General features: G+C 40.8%; 24 protein-coding genes and 1 pseudogene. 6 read left to right on the forward strand and 19 right to left on the reverse strand.

What is annotated here, in order from left to right; translation table 11 throughout:
- Nucleotides 1–16: 16 nt before the first annotated feature.
- A complete protein-coding gene (gene gpr, locus AAYR28_RS11800; protein ID WP_120208231.1) occupies nucleotides 17–1132 on the reverse strand; it encodes a GPR endopeptidase in 1116 nt (371 codons plus the stop codon).
- Between the two features lie 198 nt (nucleotides 1133–1330).
- Between gpr and rpsT the strand changes: the two genes are divergently transcribed.
- Nucleotides 1331–1597 carry a 30S ribosomal protein S20 gene (gene rpsT, locus AAYR28_RS11805; protein ID WP_024423042.1) on the forward strand — a complete coding sequence of 89 codons (267 nt, stop codon included), beginning with the start codon at nucleotides 1331–1333 and terminating at the stop codon, nucleotides 1595–1597.
- A gap of 134 nt (nucleotides 1598–1731) precedes the next feature.
- Here the strand turns inward: rpsT and holA are convergent, their stop codons facing one another.
- Nucleotides 1732–2751, reverse strand: coding sequence for a DNA polymerase III subunit delta (gene holA, locus AAYR28_RS11810; protein ID WP_034280095.1), 1020 nt, complete (start codon nucleotides 2749–2751; stop codon nucleotides 1732–1734).
- A 236-nt stretch (nucleotides 2752–2987) separates the two neighbouring features.
- Between holA and AAYR28_RS11815 the strand changes: the two genes are divergently transcribed.
- Complete coding sequence (locus AAYR28_RS11815) at nucleotides 2988–3122, forward strand: YqzM family protein (protein ID WP_012010638.1); 135 nt, start codon at nucleotides 2988–2990, stop codon at nucleotides 3120–3122.
- Between the two features lie 40 nt (nucleotides 3123–3162).
- On the opposite strand, the pseudogene AAYR28_RS11820 reads toward AAYR28_RS11815, so the two are convergent.
- The 3 genes and pseudogenes from AAYR28_RS11820 to AAYR28_RS11830 form a co-directional block, all read right to left on the reverse strand.
- Nucleotides 3163–5490: pseudogene (locus AAYR28_RS11820) on the reverse strand (DNA internalization-related competence protein ComEC/Rec2).
- On the reverse strand, nucleotides 5483–6052 hold the full coding sequence (locus tag AAYR28_RS11825; protein WP_120208234.1) for a ComE operon protein 2: 570 nt from the start codon (nucleotides 6050–6052) through the stop codon (nucleotides 5483–5485). The pseudogene AAYR28_RS11820 and the gene AAYR28_RS11825 overlap by 8 nt, the downstream one beginning before the upstream one ends.
- 65 nt (nucleotides 6053–6117) lie before the next feature.
- Nucleotides 6118–6747 (reverse strand): helix-hairpin-helix domain-containing protein, encoded by a 630-nt coding sequence (locus AAYR28_RS11830; RefSeq protein ID WP_111926441.1) that lies wholly within the window; start codon nucleotides 6745–6747, stop codon nucleotides 6118–6120.
- Nucleotides 6748–6837: 90 nt separating this feature from the next.
- Between AAYR28_RS11830 and comER the strand changes: the two genes are divergently transcribed.
- A complete protein-coding gene (comER, locus tag AAYR28_RS11835) occupies nucleotides 6838–7686 on the forward strand; it encodes a late competence protein ComER (RefSeq protein ID WP_070326486.1) in 849 nt (282 codons plus the stop codon).
- Nucleotides 7687–7734: 48 nt separating this feature from the next.
- Here comER and AAYR28_RS11840 read toward each other — a convergent pair whose 3' ends face one another.
- From AAYR28_RS11840 to AAYR28_RS11875, 8 genes are read right to left on the reverse strand one after another with little or no spacing between them, the layout of a single operon-like run.
- A complete protein-coding gene (locus AAYR28_RS11840; protein ID WP_041106941.1) occupies nucleotides 7735–8478 on the reverse strand; it encodes a class I SAM-dependent DNA methyltransferase in 744 nt (247 codons plus the stop codon).
- Nucleotides 8475–8831, reverse strand: coding sequence for a ribosome silencing factor (gene rsfS / locus AAYR28_RS11845; RefSeq protein ID WP_003217467.1), 357 nt, complete (start codon nucleotides 8829–8831; stop codon nucleotides 8475–8477). Before rsfS ends, AAYR28_RS11840 begins: the two co-directional genes overlap by 4 nt.
- A gap of 13 nt (nucleotides 8832–8844) precedes the next feature.
- The gene (yqeK, locus tag AAYR28_RS11850; protein ID WP_120208236.1) at nucleotides 8845–9408 is read right to left on the reverse strand and encodes a bis(5'-nucleosyl)-tetraphosphatase (symmetrical) YqeK; all 564 of its coding nucleotides are present in this window, start codon (nucleotides 9406–9408) and stop codon (nucleotides 8845–8847) included.
- A complete protein-coding gene (locus tag AAYR28_RS11855) occupies nucleotides 9398–9967 on the reverse strand; it encodes a nicotinate-nucleotide adenylyltransferase (protein WP_098676957.1) in 570 nt (189 codons plus the stop codon). The genes yqeK and AAYR28_RS11855 overlap by 11 nt, the downstream gene beginning before the upstream one ends.
- A gap of 13 nt (nucleotides 9968–9980) precedes the next feature.
- Nucleotides 9981–10271: a ribosome assembly RNA-binding protein YhbY gene (gene yhbY / locus AAYR28_RS11860; protein WP_008342507.1), complete on the reverse strand. Its 291-nt coding sequence runs from the start codon at nucleotides 10269–10271 to the stop codon at nucleotides 9981–9983.
- On the reverse strand, nucleotides 10265–11107 hold the full coding sequence (gene aroE, locus AAYR28_RS11865) for a shikimate dehydrogenase (RefSeq protein WP_061109378.1): 843 nt from the start codon (nucleotides 11105–11107) through the stop codon (nucleotides 10265–10267). The genes yhbY and aroE overlap by 7 nt, the downstream gene beginning before the upstream one ends.
- A 21-nt stretch (nucleotides 11108–11128) precedes the next feature.
- Nucleotides 11129–12229 carry a ribosome biogenesis GTPase YqeH gene (gene yqeH / locus AAYR28_RS11870; RefSeq protein ID WP_034661381.1) on the reverse strand — a complete coding sequence of 367 codons (1101 nt, stop codon included), beginning with the start codon at nucleotides 12227–12229 and terminating at the stop codon, nucleotides 11129–11131.
- 2 nt (nucleotides 12230–12231) lie between these two features.
- Nucleotides 12232–12753: a YqeG family HAD IIIA-type phosphatase gene (locus AAYR28_RS11875; protein ID WP_008356191.1), complete on the reverse strand. Its 522-nt coding sequence runs from the start codon at nucleotides 12751–12753 to the stop codon at nucleotides 12232–12234.
- A gap of 361 nt (nucleotides 12754–13114) precedes the next feature.
- Here AAYR28_RS11875 and AAYR28_RS11880 point away from each other — a divergent pair, with 361 nt between their 5' ends.
- Complete coding sequence (locus tag AAYR28_RS11880; RefSeq protein WP_003217327.1) at nucleotides 13115–13255, forward strand: sporulation histidine kinase inhibitor Sda; 141 nt, start codon at nucleotides 13115–13117, stop codon at nucleotides 13253–13255.
- Between the two features lie 135 nt (nucleotides 13256–13390).
- Here the strand turns inward: AAYR28_RS11880 and AAYR28_RS11885 are convergent, their stop codons facing one another.
- The 4 genes from AAYR28_RS11885 to AAYR28_RS11900 all read right to left on the reverse strand — a co-directional run bounded on the left by AAYR28_RS11885 (nucleotide 13391) and on the right by AAYR28_RS11900 (nucleotide 16450).
- Nucleotides 13391–13540: a hypothetical protein gene (locus tag AAYR28_RS11885; RefSeq protein WP_162842499.1), complete on the reverse strand. Its 150-nt coding sequence runs from the start codon at nucleotides 13538–13540 to the stop codon at nucleotides 13391–13393.
- Between the two features lie 78 nt (nucleotides 13541–13618).
- Nucleotides 13619–14347: an SGNH/GDSL hydrolase family protein gene (locus AAYR28_RS11890; protein WP_259455941.1), complete on the reverse strand. Its 729-nt coding sequence runs from the start codon at nucleotides 14345–14347 to the stop codon at nucleotides 13619–13621.
- An 84-nt stretch (nucleotides 14348–14431) separates the two neighbouring features.
- A complete protein-coding gene (locus AAYR28_RS11895) occupies nucleotides 14432–15172 on the reverse strand; it encodes a polysaccharide deacetylase family protein (RefSeq protein ID WP_120208240.1) in 741 nt (246 codons plus the stop codon).
- 156 nt (nucleotides 15173–15328) lie between these two features.
- Nucleotides 15329–16450: a tetratricopeptide repeat protein gene (locus tag AAYR28_RS11900; protein WP_024427938.1), complete on the reverse strand. Its 1122-nt coding sequence runs from the start codon at nucleotides 16448–16450 to the stop codon at nucleotides 15329–15331.
- Between the two features lie 221 nt (nucleotides 16451–16671).
- Between AAYR28_RS11900 and sigK the strand changes: the two genes are divergently transcribed.
- On the forward strand, nucleotides 16672–17400 hold the full coding sequence (gene sigK / locus AAYR28_RS11905; RefSeq protein WP_034738387.1) for an RNA polymerase sporulation sigma factor SigK: 729 nt from the start codon (nucleotides 16672–16674) through the stop codon (nucleotides 17398–17400).
- A gap of 663 nt (nucleotides 17401–18063) precedes the next feature.
- Nucleotides 18064–18546 carry a DinB family protein gene (locus tag AAYR28_RS11910; RefSeq protein WP_120208242.1) on the forward strand — a complete coding sequence of 161 codons (483 nt, stop codon included), beginning with the start codon at nucleotides 18064–18066 and terminating at the stop codon, nucleotides 18544–18546.
- Nucleotides 18547–18568: 22 nt separating this feature from the next.
- Here the strand turns inward: AAYR28_RS11910 and AAYR28_RS11915 are convergent, their stop codons facing one another.
- Nucleotides 18569–18859 (reverse strand): DUF3986 family protein, encoded by a 291-nt coding sequence (locus tag AAYR28_RS11915; RefSeq protein WP_259455942.1) that lies wholly within the window; start codon nucleotides 18857–18859, stop codon nucleotides 18569–18571.
- Nucleotides 18860–18861: 2 nt separating this feature from the next.
- Nucleotides 18862–19290 carry a hypothetical protein gene (locus tag AAYR28_RS11920; protein ID WP_120208243.1) on the reverse strand — a complete coding sequence of 143 codons (429 nt, stop codon included), beginning with the start codon at nucleotides 19288–19290 and terminating at the stop codon, nucleotides 18862–18864.
- Between the last annotated feature and the right edge of the window lie 415 nt (nucleotides 19291–19705).

Genomic DNA, 19705 nt, shown 5'->3' on the forward strand with positions numbered 1-19705 from the left:
GAGAAAGTAGAACCGATTAATGATTATATGAACCCATGTTATCTTGAGTGATTTTTTGATGAAGCGCTGTGTTTAATCCGTTGGCAAGTACGTTTGCCATATCATCAATGAATGTATCGACTTCCTTAGGCGTGACCATTAAATTTTGCCCCAGGGGCGCAAGCACTTCGTGGATCAGCTGCCTTTTTTCTTCTTCAGGAAGGGTTCCTACGATGCCTAAGAATGATTGACGCGTTTCTTCATCTGGCAAGTCCTCTTCTTTAAGCACTTTTTTCTTCCCGAATGTCAAACCAGCTGGCACAAGAGAGCGGGATGGTCTATCATCTTTTAGTTCTCTACCAAAATGCTTTAAGACATAATCAATTGTGTCACTTGCAATGGTTACTGCATCCACCACTGTCGGAACGCCAATCGCAATCACTGGAATTCCCAATGTTTCTTCGCTTAATTCTTTTCGCTTATTCCCTACACCAGAACCGGGATGGATACCTGTATCAGAAATTTGAATGGTTGTATTCACTCGTTCCACCGCACGAGCAGCAAGGGCATCGACCGCGATGACAAAATCAGGCTTAGACCGCTCAATCACACCTTGGATAATGTCACTTGTTTCAATACCGGTCAGTCCCATCACACCAGGTGACAAAGAAGAAACCGGGCGATAGCCTTCCTGAACATTTTCCGGCTGTAATTCAAAGAGATGGCGGGTTACAAGCAGGTTTTCAACTGTGAGAGGACCTAGTGCATCTGGCGTGACATTCCAGTTTCCCAGCCCTACTACAAGGCAGCTCGCATCAGCCTGAATGCCTCGGTCTTTTAAAAACTGAGCAAAATGACGTGCAAAGACTTCGACGACTTTTTCTTGCATCTCAGAGTCTTTCTCCCGAATGCCTTGTGCCTCAAACGTCAAGTATGTCCCTGCCTTTTTGCCGGTCAGCTCCTCCCCTTCTTTCGTGATTTCCACAGTACGTATGCGGATGCCCTGCTCTTCTTTTTCCTTTTCGACAATCCCTTGGATCCCGTCCTTTTTGACGACATTCGGATTGTTCTCTTGTTCTAGTATCTCTTTTGTTTCAACAGCGAGGTCTGTCCGGATTTGATAAACGCTTAAATCAAGTTTCTGTTTCTCCATAAAAAGACTCCTTCCACCAAGTAATTAACAGTAGTCTTTCCATCTCTTGAAAGAAACATTCGAGTACGTCATCAATGAAAAATACTTTACATTTATATTGCATTCTAAAGGTGTGTTTGATAGAATACAATTTGTTCTATTGTGAAGATTTAACCTTAAGACAATTGTGTTTAGGTTGTATCTTAGGAGGTGAAACACATGCCAAATATTAAATCAGCGATCAAACGTACAAAAACGAATAACGAACGCCGTGCACATAACGTAACAATCAAGTCTGCGATGCGTACTGCGATTAAACAAGTTGAAGTTTCTGTAGCTAACAACGATGCTGAGCAAGCAAAAGCTGCTCTTGCTTCTGCTGCAAAACGCATTGACAAAGCCGTTAAAACTGGTCTTGTACACAAAAACGCAGCTGCGCGTTACAAATCAAGACTTGCTAAACAAGTAAACGGACTTTCTGCATAATGCTTGCAACGCCTCAGTGATGAGGCACCTGTTTAACTGTACGTCCGTCCTGACCGGCCGAGCCTTAAGGACAGACTGGCAATTATACATCTAAACAAAAACGACCCTCTTTTTAGAAGGTCGTTTTTTTATGTTCAAGCGCCTAACAAACGAAGCAGGAACAATTCTAACAGCAGCTGCTTGTCCTTTTTACCGGTTTTCATTTCATAATCAATCGTTGAAAGCTCTTTGACGATCTGCTTGAGCTCTTCTTCTGAAAACAGTCTTGCCTGATCCATCGCAAGTTTGACCCGAAACGGATGGACTTTTAGATTTGAAGCAATTTGTTTTTGTCCATAGCCTTGCTGAGCGAAGTACTTCGTCTGCAAAATCAATCGAAATTGAGTTGAAATGAGTGCTAATATTTTAATGGGTTCCTCATTTTGCTTCAGCAGGTCATAAAACATCTGCATGGCCTCAGAGCGGCGCCTGTTTACGATTTGATTAATCAGCTCGAAAATATTTTGCTCTAAGCTTCTTGCAACGAGCTGATTGACATCTGCTAACTCAATTTCTTCCCGCTCTCCAATATATGTACTTAGCTTTCGAACCTCTTGGAATAGAGAGGAGAGACTTCCGCCGCATAGCATCACAAGCTGCTCAGCCGCTTCAGATGTAATCGTCTTTCCTTCTGTCTTCACCAGTGTGATGGTGAAATCAGTTGTTTCTTTTGGGTTTAACTCTTTCGCCTCAACGACAGCAGCTTTCTTTTTTAGCAATTTGGTGATTTTTTTACGCTCATCCAGCTTTTCATATGGTGCCAATAACACGAGAATGGTATAGGGCGCTGGCTTTTCTAAATAAGCTTCTAATACAGAAAGCTCATGCTCAATCTTTTCCTTTTTCTTTTCAGCAGTAAGAAAATAAGGATTCTTGATCACGACGAGACGTCTTTCTCCCATAAACGGAAATGTTTCTGCATCCGTCACAGCCTGTTCAAGCGGCACTTCTTCCATATCGAAGACGGAGTAATTAAAATCCTTCGTTTCTTCCTCTACTACAGCTTGTCTCAATTTAGCAGCGGTTTCTTGCAGTAAATATGTTTCTTTCCCATATAAGCAATAAACGGGATGGATATCCCCTCGTTTTAAATTGTTCCATACATCAAAGACCATCAATTGACTCCCTCTCTTTCACTTCCTCCTCTATCCTAAAGTGTGTGAAGACATTAGTAAAGAGGAAGCTGAAAGTGCCGCCTCCTCATTTATAGTAAACGTCCGGCGCAAGCTCCCGGGTCAGCCTGCTGTCAGACGATATTCATAAAATGATCATAAAATGGAAAACGGTTACTTTACCTTCTAGCAATTCCAAATGAGTTCAAGTATACTAAAATTAGCCAGGAGGGATGAAAATGAATGAATTTGAAAAAAATGTTCAAAGCAAGCGGAATGATGTGACCGACTCAGCCGTTGGTTTTATCGTCACATTCGGATTTTTCGCCTCAATGTTTATTTTGGCAACCATTATACACCTCGTTGGATCTTAACTTCATGAAGGTTACATGAACTGCCGTTTCGGCAGTTTTTTTATTGATTTTGTAAGATATCATATGGAGGATGAGTGTAAAACGTTCCTTGCTCATCGAGAAATTCATACGTCACGCTCCCATCGATATCTGTCCGATACACTTTCATTTGTTGATCCTTTAATTTTTTCAATACTTCCTGATGTGGATGCTGATAACGATTGCGTTCACCTGCTGAAATGAGTGCATGTGAGGGCTTGAGATGCTGAAGCCATTCTTCGCTTGTTGACCCTTTACTCCCGTGATGTCCAACCTTTAAGATATCTGCCCGCAGATGAGGAAAGGCTTCTATCATGTCTCGCTCCCCTTCTTGTTCAAGATCTCCAGTGAGCAGAAACCGCTTCCCGCCTAGAGTAAATGTCAAAACGAGTGAATCATTATTCTTAGTTGTAACCCGATCACGCGATGGATGAAGGACCTGAAATATTTGCTCTCCAATCTGAAGCTGATCTCCTCTCTCTAATTCATCAATCATAATCCCTTGATCAGCTGCTTCTTTTAACAGCTCCGCATCCTCTGCACTCCGTGCAAAGCCTTTTGGAATAGCCAGCCGCTTTACTTTATTTCGTTTGATTAAACGAGCTGCTTCTCCCATATGGTCTTGATCCGCATGTGTAAGAATAAGAACATCAAGTTTTGCTATTCCTTTAGAATGCAGAAACGGGATCAGCGTTTGATCACCGATCGTAGACACCTTACGTCTTTTTTTCCACGGTTCTTCTTCAAAAGAAAGTCTGCCTCCTGTATCCACAAGCAGGTGCCCCTTTCGATAGGGCAGCTGAATAAACAAACTATCCCCCTGTCCTACATCCAGCATCGTCACTTCCCCTTTTTCGAAAAAATTCGGGGTGAAATAGTGTGCACTCAAGACACCAATAAGAAAAAGGATCGGCAGTGCATAGGATTTCACAGAAGTTTTGCTCTCCATCACAAATAACAGAACAATTAAGGCGCTCACCTCAAGCAGAATATGCCACCAAGCAGACTTCATAAAAATCAAGTTGAATTCATCAAAAACAGCCATATTGGCTGACAATTGATGACTAAGCTGAATCACCGAATCAAGCAGCTGAAACAATGTTTGTCCAAGCGGAAGATAAATGATAGTGAGAATAAAAAAGAGTAAGGACAGCGGCATAACGACCGTCGTATATAAAGGAACAAATATCATGTTCAAAGGTACGCTCAGTAAAGAGAATTGATGAAAATGATATAAAAGAACAGGAAGTGAAGCAAGCTGTGCAATAAAGGAAATCAGGAATAATTGCATGACTGAACTTTTTGCTTTTGATAAAATCCTAGTCGATAACAAAATAAAAAACGTGACCGCGAATGAAAGCTGAAATCCGATATCAAATAAATAAAGAGGATGAACCGCTAATAAGAGTAAAAACGTTGCACTTAATACCACAGCAGAAGGCTGTTTCATTTCTTTTGGCAGACTAGTCATCACTAAATAAATTCCTGCCATGAGGCAAGCTCTTAAAACAGATGGTGCAGCACCTGTCAAACAAACATAAATAGGAAGAAAGCATAATAGAAGAATACGTGCTGTCTCTCTTGTCACGCCTGCACGAAGGAGACACCAAAATAAACATGCAAGGAGCGTTTGCACATGCAATCCTGAGATCGCTAGTAAATGAATAATGCCGAGCATTTGATAATCTCTTAATGTGTCAGGTTCTATCAACTCACGATCGCCAAAAATTAGTGCCTGTACAATGCCAACAGAGTGTTTAGGCACATGATCTTCTAAAAATTTCAAACCCTTTTGCCTTATCACTTGAAGAAAATAGGAAGACCCGTCTTTTTTTGTACAGTTTTTGATCGACTGTGGCAGAAAAATGGCGTCAATGCCTTTTCATTTTAAAAATTGATCGTATTGAAACCCGTTAGGAATGGTTGCGTGCTTTGCTGGACGAACATCACCTGTCATGTGACAGCTCATACCAGGTTCTACCTCTTTTAATGCCTCTTTTTCATGCTCTGTTTGAATTGTATAAAAAGTGGCTAGTTGTTCATGGTCTGTTGAAACAGTCGCTGAAAAACGATTGCCATCTGTTTTCGGAATACTTTCAATCACAACGGAACCAGATAGGAATTTTTCTAGTACGGGTTGATCCGTTTCAAGAGACTCATGAATCATAAAAATGAGTATATAGACAGCCCCGCATAGGCTGACCATTAAAAAGAGCTGAGGCATTTTTTTCAGTAGGCTGAGAAGTAATATGATGAGAAGAAAGAGAAGGAAATACATATGAAGATGATATGCAGCCAGAGCAATTCCAACAGCTGCTGAAATTGCCCCAAACGGCAAATATTTAAACATAGGAAGTAAATAATTGATTCGCCTTCTCATGCATATCGCGAATTTCTGTTTCGCTAAGTCCTGATTCACTCAGCTTCCCAATTAAATCTGCAACAAAGGCCAATTTTTCTTGATTTTTTAAGTCGATGATCATTTCATCTAATTCAACTTGCTCTATTTGAACACCCGCCTGCTCGAATAAATCAATCGCATATGGATGATTTTTATAATCCTTTGCATAGTACACTGTTCGTATGCCCGCTTGAATGATGGCTTTACAGCACTGTAAACAAGGAAAATGTGTGACATATATTTCAGCATCAGCTGTAGGTGCACCAAATTTGGCACATTGTAAAATAGCATTCATTTCCGCATGGATGGTGCGAACACAGTGATGATCAATGACATAGCACCCTACATCCGCACAATGAACATCACCGGCAATGGAGCCATTATACCCCCCTGCAATGATGCGCTTGTCCCTTACGATGGTCGCCCCAACAGCTAACCGCTCACAGGTGCTTCGTAAAGCAAGCAAATGGCTTTGTGCCATAAAATATTGATTCCATGAAATTCTTTCCACGAGCTGATCCCTCCAGAATGATGGTTGATATTAAGTGTACATGCCTTTCTTCTCTAACGTCAATTCTACTTCACGGTCAATTGACTTTTCAGCCGTTCAATCGTCTTTTCCCCAAAACCTGAAATGTTCCGCAAGTCTTCAATTTGTTGAAATTCTCCGTGTTCCTCTCTATACATAATGATAGCTTCGGCTTTAGCTGGTCCTATGCCGTTAATGGTTTGCAATTCGGCTGCATCGGCCTGATTGACATTCACACCTTCACTCTTTTCAACGCCCGTTGATGCGTCAGCTGATGCTGTTTGCGTCTCTCTTTCCGCTTCCCCCTGCTTCCGAACATAAATCATCATACTATCCTCTAATTTAGCTGCTTGGTTGATTTCAATCGAGTCTGCTTTGCTGGTAAAGCCTCCTGCCCTTTGAATCGCTTCCTCTACCCGAGCATCAGATTGAAACGTATAAACACCTGGCTTCCTTACAGCTCCTTTGACCTCTACAAAAATCGTCGATGGCTCTTTTTCTGTCTTTTCTTGTTTGTCTTCTAATGTGACTTGTATGTCTTTATTTTCCTTCGATACACTTGGCTCTCTGTTGCCCTCTCCTTTTCCAGTAAAAAAGAAGAAACTGAAGATGATCACGACTATGAGTCCAGCGGCGATATAAAGACTGTATTTTTTTAATGAAATGAGTCGTTTCACTTACTCACGCTTCTTTCAATCATATTTTTCTACTGCTCAACATACTGTTTAGAAGATAACAGATCCAATGCGTCTAAGGAGGGAGAACGTTTGAATATAGGGTTAATCGGTACAGGAAACATGGGTACCATACTTACTGAGGCATTTATTGAATCAAAGGCAGTCAATCCCTCATCGATTACTATTACAAACCGAACCATTGAAAAAGCGTTCAATATAAAAAAGAACCATCCAGAGCTTGAAGTAACGAAACAGCTTTCAGGGGCTGTCACGAATAAAGATTTCATTTTTGTTTGTGTCAAACCACTTGATATTTATCCACTTTTAAAAGAGCTGAGCCCTCTTTTAACGGAGCAGCAAACCATTGTCATCATTACAAGTCCGGTTCATCCTGAACAGCTTCAGGATATCGTTCCTTGTCAAACAGCCAGGCTGATTCCAAGCATTACAAACCGCGCTTTATCAGGCGCATCACTTTTAACTTTTGGTTCATCATGCAATGCCGCGACGAAAACTGCGTTAAGACAGTTAGCTTCGTGCATTTCAACACCTATCGAGATCCATCATTCAATTACAAGAGCGGCTTCCGATATTGTCAGCTGCGGACCTGCTTTTATCAGTTTTCTCGTTCAGAAAATGATTGAAGCAGCCGTAGAAGAAACGGATATTTCTAAAGAAGAAGCCACCACCTTATCAGAGGATATGCTTGTTGGTCTTGGCCGTTTGATTGAAAAAAGAGTCTATACCCTTCCGACACTGCAAGACAAAGTATGTGTGAAAGGCGGCGTCACTGGTGAAGGCATTAAAGCACTTGAAGCAGGTGTGCAAGATATGTTTCACCGTCTCTTTCAAAACACCCATGAAAAATTCGATGAAGATCTAGAGGCGGTTGCGCTTCAATATCCGCCAAGCGTGTTCACTGATGATCGCAGAAATTAATCACCTTTGCAACAAGCGAAAAAAGGGTTTTAAAAAACCATCGTTCTATTAAACGATGGTTTTTGGTTTCTTAGCTGAGATGAAATACCTTTCGGCGAATTCACCGGGGGCTTCATTTGTAAAATCAGCAGTCACTTCTATTTGTTCAAAGCCAGCGGACTCAAGGAACGCTGCATATGTTTCAAATGGAAATGTGCGCTGTTCATGTGTCTCATCATAACGCTGATACATGTCTCCGTCTTTTACAAAAAAGCTTAAATCATGAATGACCGAATACATGTCATCCCCTTTATCACTCTGCCAAATATAGCTGATCTCTTCATCTTGATCTGCATAAGTCGAACCCGGGAATACCTCTTCCATTTTATAAGGCGTATGAACATCAAAAAGTAAAACCCCATCTGCCTCTAAAAGCTGAAACATGTTTTTAAAGGTTTTTTTGACGTCATTTTCGTTTTTTAAGTAATTCAAGGAATCACAGCAAATAACAGCTGCCTGGAAGGCTTGCTCAAAGCCCGTAACCTCTCTCATATCTTGATGTAAAAATTGAATCGACTGCTTTTTCGCCTGCGCTTTTTGCTGCGCGAAGGCCAGCATTTCTTCACTGAGGTCAATTCCTGTGACCTTGTGGCCCTTTTCAGCTAACCGAAGAGAAATCTCTCCAGTTCCACAGCCTACATCGATGATGGCAGCATTCGGCTTCATATACTGCTGGATCCACTGAACCCATTCATCATAAGGTGCATGTGTCATGAGCTCGTCATACACACCTGCAAACCCTTGATAAATCATGAGTTAATGCCAAGTGAAAGCGTTTCTCTCGGCGCATCTCCCCATAGCTTTTCTAGATTGTAGTATCCTCTTTCTTCTTTGTGGAACACATGGGCAATGACATCACCTAGGTCAATCAATACCCATCTTGCTTCATCAAAGCCTTCCATCTTCTTCACTTCGATTCCGCTTTCCTCTGCAAGATGTTTTACTTCTCTTGCAATGGCTTGCACTTGTTTATCAGAATTCCCGTGACAAATGAGAAAATAATCTGCAACAAGTGAGATTCCTTGCATATTAAGGGCAATAATATCCTCAGCCCGTTTATCATCGCATGCTCCTGCTGCGACGTTTAAAATTGATGATGAATCCATCCAAAATTCCTCCTTAGTTCTTCTTATGCACAAGCGAGTTGTAAGTAGCAAGCGTATCTGGAAAGACTGGCTGATTCTTTTTCATTAGAAAACTGATGGTGTTTTTTAATGATTGGATCAGTGCACGATCTAGATCATGTTCTGCTAACTCCCTTACTTCTTCGACACCAGGGAAATGACGTCCTGGTTCAATATAATCTGCGACATAAATGACTTTTTCAAGTAAGGTCATGTCTGGTCTGCCGGAAGTATGAAATTCAATAGCTGTTAAAACATCTTGATCATCAATTCCAGCTTCTTTTTTGACCAAATAGGCACCAACCGGGGCGTGCCAAAGCTCGGGCGAATATTCAAGCAATAAAGGGTTCATCTGTTCTTTTTGGATAATCCCCTTCATTTCTTCTTTTGGTCTAAATTTCGCATAATCATGAAAAATAGCGGCGATCTCTGCTTTTTTCATATCTGCACCGAATCGTTCCGCTAATGAAATGGCTGTCTCCATGACTCCGAGTGTATGTGTATATCTATGCTCTGTTAACTGCTCTTTGACACAGTTCAATGCTTCTTCACGATTCATATAAATGATGCTCCTTTATATAACGCTCAACAGCTTTCGGAATCAAATAATCGACAGGGTTCCCCTGCTCTATTCGCTGCCTAATCAATGTCGATGATACATCAAAAGCTGGAACATCTGCAAATAAAACAGGATATGCCGTACTTCCAACGTAACCCGGCCTTTTCATCCCAATAAAGGTGATCATTTGAAGCAAATCATCGATCCGATGCCATTTTGGCAAATACTCGACCATGTCCGCTCCTATCATAAAAAAGAACTGATCTTCTGGATGACGCTTCTTTAACAGATCGACTGTATCTACCGTATAAGACGGACCCTCCCGCTCCATTTCAATGAGCTCGAGCCGAAAATATGGATTTGACTGAATCGCCGCCTCCACCATTTTTATCCGGTGATGACTATCTGCTCGTTTCCGTCCAGTTTTATGAGGAGGCATATGGTTTGGGATAAACCAAATTTCATCAAGCCCCACTTGAATCCGCACCTCACTTGCCATCAGCAAATGCCCGTTATGGGGAGGATCAAACGTACCGCCGAACAACCCTATTTTTTTCATATCGCATCCACCTTTACGGCAGCTTAATTTGTTTATTTTCCTTAGATTCTTTGTAAAGGACAATCACATTTCCGATCGTTTGAACGAGTTCAGCCTTTGCACCTTTTACAAGTGCTTTCGCAACTTCCGTTTTGTCCTCGTCGCAATTTTGCAATACGCTGACCTTTAACAGTTCTCTTGCTTCAAGCGCCTCGGAAATTTGCTTGACCATATTGTCATTTACCCCGCCTTTTCCAACTTGAAAAATAGGTGATAAATGATGTGCTTGTGCACGTAAAAAACGTTTTTGCTTACCTTTTAACATGGTGTTCCTCCTAATTTCTCTATGACAATTGACTTCATTTTTCCGGCGTCAGGCGTAATGCCTGTCCACAGTTCAAAGGCTCTTACTGCTTGTCCAACAAACATGCCAACCCCATCCACTGTTTTCAAGCCTAAACCTGCTGCTTCACTGAGCAGTTTTGTTTCTATTGGATTATACACAATATCACAAACGACCGCTGTTTTTTTTGCGTTCGCTAAAGAAATCGGGGTTTCTTCAACATTCGGATACATGCCGATCGAGGTCGTATGGATGATGACATCATATTCCCCAAGCCGCTCTTCTGCTGCATTTAATGTGATTGCTTGAGATGTGATTTTCCCCTCTGCACTTTCAATTAAAGCTTCAGCTTTTTCAATGGTGCGGTTCGTAATATCAAAGCTCTTCGGTGCATACTGAGCAATTGTCGTATAAATCGCTCTTGCCGCTCCGCCAGCACCAATCAAGAGAAATGACAGCTCTGATAGCGGCTGATCCAAGGCTTCAAGCAATGAATGAAGGAAGCCTTCTCCATCTGTATTGTACCCAACGAGCTGATCTCCTTCGAGCCTCACCGTATTGACGGCACCGAGGCGTTCAGCTGTCACATCAATTTTGTCGAGGTACTGCATGATTTCTACCTTGTGAGGAACAGTGACGTTAATGCCGCTGATTCCTAAGGCTTTCATGCCGCTAATCGCATCTTTCAGGTCATCACTTTCTACTTGAAAGCCATGATAATGTCCATCAATTCCAGCATCCTTTAATGCTGCATTATGAATATCCGGAGACATTGAGTGGCCAACAGGGTTACCGATTACTCCGTATAAAGGTTTCAAGGTCTCTCCCCCTTTGAACATTTAAATTAACGAACGTCTCATAAACACATGAACGCCTTTTGGCGCATAAACTTTGATTTGCTTGCCCGCATCATTTGCAGTGACCCAGCCTAAACCTGAAAAGACGATGTCCATTTTTGGCTGATCAATGGTAAAGGTATGCGGAACGAGCGGCGGGAAATCTTCCATTCCCTCTTTTGATGGCGGTGACAGCAGTTCCCCTGCATGTTTTTCATATAAATCATCTGCGTTCTCCAGCTTTGTACGGTGAATGTTCAGCTCATTTGGCATATAGCAGACAAATGATGTTCTGCCGCCTTTTACGTAATCAAATCGAGCCAGTCCGCCAAAATAAAGCGTTTGTGCTTCATTTAATTGGAACGTTCTCGGTTTCAATTCTTTTTTCGGCGTTAAAATCTTCAAGTCATTTTTGCTGACATAGTGCGCCATTTGATGGCGGTTGATGATGCCCGGCGTATCAAATAAAGCAGACCCGTCATCAAGCGGAATTTCAATCGCATCAAGTGTAGTACCTGGATATTGGGATGTAGTAATAACGTTCTCTTCGCCAGATACTTCTTTGATGATTCGATTGATAAATGTTGATTTTCCAACATTCGTACAGCCGACGACATAGACATTTCTTCCCTCGCGGTAATGATCGATCGCTTCCATCACCTCAGGTACGCCCTGGCCTCTGCTTGCACTGATCAAGAAAACATCGATAGGGTTTAATCCGTTTTCCTTTGCTTCCCGTTTCATCCAATGAATCAGACGATCTTTTTTCACGGATTTCGGTAAAATATCCACTTTGTTGCCGACAAGTAAAATCGGATTACCGCCGACAATACGGCTCAGTCCATTGATCCAGCTTCCGTTAAAGTCAAAAATATCAACGACCTTCACAATGAGAGAATCTGTCTCTCCAATGCTGTGCAATATATTTAAAAAGTCGTCTTCTGTTAAAGAAACATCTTGAATCTCATTGTAGTTCTTTAACCTAAAACAGCGCTGACAGATCACATCTTCTTTCAATAGAGATGCTGCCGGCGCATATCCTAATTGATCTTTATCTTCCGTCTGAATGGCTACACCGCAGCCAATACAAACAACCTTTTCCATTATTACTCTTCCTCCCACTGAATGTGGCCCTTACGCTTTAAGGCTCCTAAAATTCTGCGTTCAATCTGCCTGTTAAACTTTGTGAAAAATCCGTCCGAGGCAGCAACAGGAACGACCAAAATCGTATGGAAGCCATGACGATTCCCGCCAAGAACATCTGTCATGAGCTGATCTCCAATGACAACCACATCTTCTTTTTTCAACTGCATATCAGCGACTGCCTTATTAAAGGCTCTTCCCATAGGCTTTCTCGCTTTATAAATAAACGGAATATGAACCGGTTCAGAAAAAAGCTTGACCCTTTTTTCATTATTGTTCGATACAATCGTCACTTGTATCCCGTGATCTTTCATTTCTTGAAACCATTCAATTAAGCGCGGTGTCGCACTTGGACGGTCCCATTCTACTAGTGTGTTATCTAGATCGGTAATAATTCCTTTTACATTTCGTTCTTTTAATTTTTGCGGTGAAATGTGGAAAATACTTTTCACAAATTCATCCGGTAAGAAATACTTCTTTAGCACAATTTGCACCCTTTCTTCCATTGGTTTTCAGCGATTGTGTCGAATCAAATCACAATTTGTCTGTCTATCGAATACAATGAAAAAGTTTTCGACATATGATGAGGACCTTCAACAGGTGTGGATAATTTTACACACATTATCCACCTATATTCCATCACGCTTTCATTCAATTATAAACACTCTACCCACAAGTTATCCACTTAACCATGTGGATAACAGAACGATTGTTCTTGTTTCCCATTCATGGTAGATTAAAGGTACTTCAAAGACAGTCGATCAACCTATGATGATATGTCTTTTCCTCAAATTTTATGCCAACTTTTTCAGGGGAGGTGTTTTTCCCATCATATGGGTTTCTAGTATGAAAAAGCTGTCAGATGATTTACTTATAGAATCGTATTATAAAGCAAATGAAATGAACTTAAATCGCGACTTCATTGAATTAATTGAGACAGAAATGAAAAGACGTTCGCTCGGGCATATGCTCTCTGTTTCCTCTTAATTCCATATCACAGGAACCATGCCTCCCGAGCACTCTCCTTTTTTAAACTCAGGTGACTGATATTATATCACTTGCGCTATAGGCTTACTACTATTTTCCGTAAAAAACACCCCTTCTGATGAAAGAAGAGGTGTCTTAATTGCAAGGCTGTTCATTCCAAAACCATAACCCTCCGCCTACGACTAAAATGACCACAAGGAACACAACAAGAAAAGCGTAACCGATTCCTGCTCCTTGTGCTGGATAAGGCGAACACGCAGGGTAAGGATAAGGACATCCCCACATATCAGTTACCTCCTTCTAGGAAGATATACTGTTAGACTATGCTGGATGGATGGTCTTGTTTAGGCAGATGGCCATCATTTAAAAATGTTTGATGACATCACGCTCTTTGATTTCGTTATAAATAATTCTCGCCCCTTTTGGTGTCATATGATTGCCAGAAGGGTCGATCAAACCTGACTGAATCAGGGCATGATCACTATCTTCTCCAGCTTCTCGGATGAAAGCTTTCCAGTTGTCGACAAGCGGCACCTGCTCATCATTCGCTACTTCTCTGGTGATATCATTATAAGAGTTTTGCCAGGCTCTTGCCCCGCCTCTCCCGGCAAAATAAGATGACTTATATCTAGAGTAATAATACAAGCCCTTTTTCCCGCCTTCTACAACAGGCACACAGGTCATGAGAATCGGGGTTATGCCTTCTTTTCTACTTTCAGAAACAAAGTAGATTAAATTTTCTTTAAACCGTTTTTTCGTCACTCGGGGATGTTTCCCGTCTAAAATCGCCGCATCATTCGTGCCGAACATGATGAGGACGTAAGTTGGTTTCTGGTTTAAAATATCCTGCTCAAAGCGCAGTTTCGCGTCTTCAGTCGTCTGCCCGCCAATGCCTGCATTCTTCACTTGAATTTGGCCGCGCTCGACGTTTTTCATGAGATTCACCCATTTTTCAGATGTTGGATAATCTCGAAAGTCCCAGTTTGATCCTCTTGTATTGCTGTCACCAAATGCAATGACGCTTTCTTGTACTGGCTTAGAGCATCCAGCAGCAACACATAATAGGATGAAAAGGAAAACATATTTCTTCACAACATTCACCTCCAAAAGCCCTCTTCATATAGTAAACGACAAGACTTTTGGTTTCAATGAATGAATGTTTTTGACGAATGCTGCCTATTGCATCTGAACAGGCATATATGCTTTGTCGTGGTGCAGCAGTTCACTTACTTTTACAAATTCATAGCCCCTCTTCTTCAACTCAGGAATTACTTGTTTCAATGCTTCTACCGTTTGCTTGCGATTTCCCCCGCCATCATGTAAAAGGATAATATCGCCGCCTTGAATATGATCAATAATTCGACTAGCAATTTTACGTGCGCCTGGTCTTGACCAGTCCTTCGGATCTTGCGTAAAGGACCACATGACCACATCGTACCCTTGCTTTGACAGAATGCGGAATGATTTCATTGTTAAGCGTCCACCAGGAGGGCGAAATAATAAGGGACCGCCAGGCTGGAGTGAAGCGATATGGGCCGCTGATTCTTTTAATTCCCGCTTGATCTCCTTTGACGACAAAAGGTCAAAATACGTATGATTCATCGTATGATTGCCTAGTTCATTCCCCTCGTCCACAATCCGTTCTGCGATCATTGGATATGTATGAATTCGGCTCCCTATCACAAAAAAGCTTGCATTCACTTGATGCTCCTTCAGCACATCCAATATCTGATTTGTATACACTGGATGAGGTCCATCATCAAAGGTGATCGCAATCTTGTTCCGTTCCGCTCTCACATCCCAAAAGGCACGTCCCGTTTTTTCAAGATCGACTCGTTTTAATGTACGTGCCTCTATTTTATTAGGAATAAAAGCACATAGCAGCCATATACACATCAAGATATGCAGCCCTCTCATTCGACCGCCTCCTCCACCGAACATCATTACCGATAAATTGCCCGCTTTCTCATCAATTCATGCTCATATCCGCTTTTTTTCAAATAAAAAAAGCCGGCCATATTGGCCCGCTCTTTGTTTCACGTTTGGTTTCTCTCTTCAACTGTCGAACGTTGCTTAGAATTCATACAGACACTCTCCTTCTTGGATTTGATTTTGAGCCCATAATAATTTCTGATAATACTGGTTGGACTTCTTGTATTGTTGAGAGGCTTCTAAGGCTGTCGCAATTTCTAGTGAGATATCCTCTATATAAGAGTATAGGCTAAGTTTTTCCAAATAATCAATGGTTTTTTGCAGTTGGTCTTCATTGATTTCCTGAACATATAAAGCATCCAGGTACTCAAACATATGACAGAACAGCTGGTCTTCATGCTTCTTTGCAGCCAATTTCCCATCTTCTAATATGCGCAGGGCATCCGCCTGTTCATTCTGTCTAAAAAGCAGCTTCGCCAGCGTATAGAGCGTATGCGGAAGCGTTGGAAGCAGCTCTTTGCGGGCAAGATCAGCAGATTCCGTTAAATATCGTTCCGCTTCCTCTCTATAGCCAAGCTCACCATAACATTTTCCTAAATTATAGAGCGCTGAACTGTATATGCGCGGGTGATCAATTTGAGATGCGAGCTGTTTTGCCTTTTTTAAATGAGGCAATGCCCGGTCTTTTCGTTTTAAATCTTGATAATTTCCTGAGATGACAAAGAGACATTGAATGATGCGAATGGTATACGCATCATGCTGATCGTATATTTCCAGCGCCTTTAAAATATGGTGCATGGAGACATGTGTTTGTTTCATGATATAGTAGGCTTCTGCCACTTTAAAATGAAACTCTGCCTGCTCAATATCATCAAATACCATGGACAGCTGCTTTTCTGCGACTCGATAATATTTGACGGCTTCTAAATATTCTTTTTGACTAAATTCATGCATGCCACGAAAAAATGCATGGTAATAATGCAGCATATCAGATAACTCATGATTGGAGTTTTCGATTTTATCGACTAGATTAGATACTGAGAAAGGTTGATATTTTGAAGGGTGTATATAGTCAAGCATGATTTGGTGCCGAAAACACATGAGCTGATAATAAATCAGTAAATGCTGGTCCTCTTCCATCTGTTCAATTTCCGCTTCAACTTCCGCTTTCAAGATTTCCGCATCTGGAACACTGAACTGCCGTATCATTCGATACCATTCATTAATTTTCATACCTACATGTGAAGATAGAACCTTCCCCATGTTCCGAAAAAACCCCTTCCTTTTCGGTCTAATATTACATATTTTAGCACGCTTCTTGACCGCCAAGCACCGCAAAGAAACCGCAAACATATGAGGGGAGCTGTAAAAAGAGACGAACATTTTTCGAAAAACATGATTTTTTCATCGTACAGACACAGACAATCCCCCCTTCACATACATTTGAGGATATAGGCAGCGGCCTAAACATGGTGGAGGTGAAAATCGTGGCAGGAGTATTTACAGCGATGGGATTGATGGTCAAAGAATTGGTGTTTTTAGTGTCCTATGTCAAAAACAATGCCTTTCCACAGCCCCTTTCGGGAGATGATGAAAAAAAATACTTAGCCCTCATGGCACAGGGCGATGAACATGCAAGAAACATGCTGATTGAACATAACCTTCGGCTCGTCGCCCATATTGTAAAGAAATTTGAAAATACCGGGGAAGACGCTGAAGACCTCATCTCCATCGGGACGATCGGACTCATTAAAGCCATCGAAAGCTATTCCTCTGGAAAAGGAACAAAGCTGGCAACGTATGCGGCGCGGTGTATTGAAAATGAAATTCTCATGCATTTACGCGCGCTCAAAAAAACGAAAAAAGATGTCTCCTTGCATGATCCCATCGGTCAGGATAAAGAAGGCAACGAAATTTCATTAATCGATGTCTTAAAATCTGAAAATGAAGATGTGATCGATACCATTCAGCTCAACATGGAGCTTGAAAAAGTAAAAGAGTATATCGACATTCTCGACGGCCGAGAAAAAGAAGTCATCGTCGGCAGGTTCGGCCTTGATTTAAAGAAAGAAAAAACGCAGCGGGAAATAGCCAAGGAGCTCGGGATATCGCGGAGCTATGTGTCACGTATTGAGAAGCGCGCGCTGATGAAGATGTTTCATGAGTTTTACCGGGCGGAGAAGGAGAAACGAAAGCGGGAGAAGGGGAAGTGAAAATGGATTTCCCTAACTTCTAACAAAAACAGACCTCGCGAGGTCTGTTTTTGATTTCGGCACTAAGCTACTGTCTCTCTGCATTTCTTTTGATAATAGCTGCCGCCTTAGCCCTCAAGGACAGTGGCAAGGTTTTGGTCATGAACTAAGGCATGAAGGAAATCAATTCATTATGCTCCACTATTTAGAGTACTGCAGGAAATGATGGCAAAGCGATTTGCATATAAGTATTGTATTCTGCATTAATACTTAAAAAATTTAAATACGAAAAAATAAAATATGATGCTTCGTGTATTCTTGCTAATCAATTTTTTTGAAGAGAAAAAGGCTCTGTTAAAAGTAAATGTTGATATTTGATACCTGTCAGAAAGCTTAGTATAATCAATACAAGAACAAACATTCGGGATATTAGAAGTATGAGGAAGGCGTTTAGTAATTTGTTAAAACACATTGATAAACTACCGCTTACCCAAAAGAACAACTTGCTGCAAGAGACCCTATAAACGTAACAGTTTCCAAGGGTCATGTTATGAAAACAAGGTTGATAGTATGATTGTTTCTAAACTGACACCAGATCATGTACATTGTGTCGTTTAATCCAACAAGAATATCTTTAAGAGATAGCAGTAATTAAACAAACAATTTAACTTTGGAGTGATCATAATGATTAAGTTTTTTGAGTACAACTGGCAGGTTAGAGACGAATGGGTTAACTGGTGTCATCAACTAACAACAGAAGAGTTGTTAAAAGACTGCATAGGTGGAGTAGGGAGTATTTTATACACTCTTTTTCACATTATTGATGTTGAATATAGTTGGATTCGTGGTATTCAGGGTAAAGAAGACGTGGTATTAGATTTTGATGATTACAAGACTCTGGCGAAAGTAAAAACACTCTCAATGACTTTACGACATGAAATCGTTGAAATTTTAAAGTTTCATTTAGATGAAAAACAAGATCGAATAGTAACAGTTCCTTGGGATGAAGATGAATACACTAAAAATGAAATATTACATCATATAATTGCCCACGAAATTCACCATATCGGTCAACTTTCTGTTTGGGCAAGAGAAAAAGAATTAACACCTGTATCTGCTAATTTTATCGGTAGAAAGTTAAAATCAGTACATTCTTATGAAAAGTAAGGTCAGTTAAAGATCCATTCATTTATTCCACTATGCCATTTTCTTTTAAAAAGCACTCAAATAATTGCTGACCTTTCTCTTCGATTTGAGCATCTTCAATTGAATATTCCCCAATGAATAAGCCTAAATGATCGTATTCCTCATAACTCTTTAAGAGATTCAACCCGTAACTTTTTTGATCAAAAAACAATAACCATCTTCCTGTTTCTAAACTCTTAAAAAACACGCCTTCATAATCACAACCTTGTTCATAATATCCTACATGTACATGCATACTCTCATCTAACCTATGTATTCTTTCATCTGTACACACTTTTATCTTGCTCCCTTAACTTTCATATCTTGCTGAAAATCAATATTCCTCAACTCAACCCAATCAACAAAATCAGGTACCGTTTTTGTCGTCAAAAAGTATTGGACGATTTGATAAGCCTGATGACGGTCGACATAGCTGCACGATGGCACATACAATGGTGATCCTGCTATGAAATGCTCGATCGTTTCGATCTTTTCTACCTTTTGAAAAGGGACTAAACAATCTGGATATCTGATGATAAAGAATCCATACTGCTCAGTATAAAAGAAAACTAGAGTCTCGCATTCCCAATCTTCCTCTATCTCAATGGAAGATTCCCCGTTACCTTGTTTCCAATACTCTTCACCCTCCTGAAAGAAGATCTTTTTCATGAATTTTTCTCCCGGATTTTCTACTGGAGCTCCTGTAGGCCCGTAGTATAAAAACATCAATATCGCTCCTTCATGCCTATATCAATTTGGATTTAACCAATTGTTCTATTCCCCTCAAAATCATAAAAAGCTTGTGTTTGTTGGTTTAATTTTAGCATGTGATATAGCTTTGGGTTTAGCTTTTGAAAGGTTTGAGTGCTGACCCATTTTACTTCTTCAATATCCTGATCCGGATCTAGAATGTTCATCTGGCCGTCAATGATTTCGGCAAAGAAGGTCATCATAGGCCTATGATACTTTTAATGCTTCTCACTCACCTCATGGATCCCAACAACAATAATGAAAACCAAACCTGATACATTTAAATACTCAAAAAATGGATGCTCCTCTGCCTCAAATACTCTACCCTTTCAGTCATACTTTAGAGGCAACTTAATTTCAATTAATTAAATTTTTTAGATAAGTAAAATGA

The sequence above is a fragment of the Bacillus safensis genome (assembly GCF_039619585.1).
In the GTDB taxonomy this organism is placed as follows: Bacteria; Bacillota; Bacilli; order Bacillales; family Bacillaceae; genus Bacillus; species Bacillus safensis.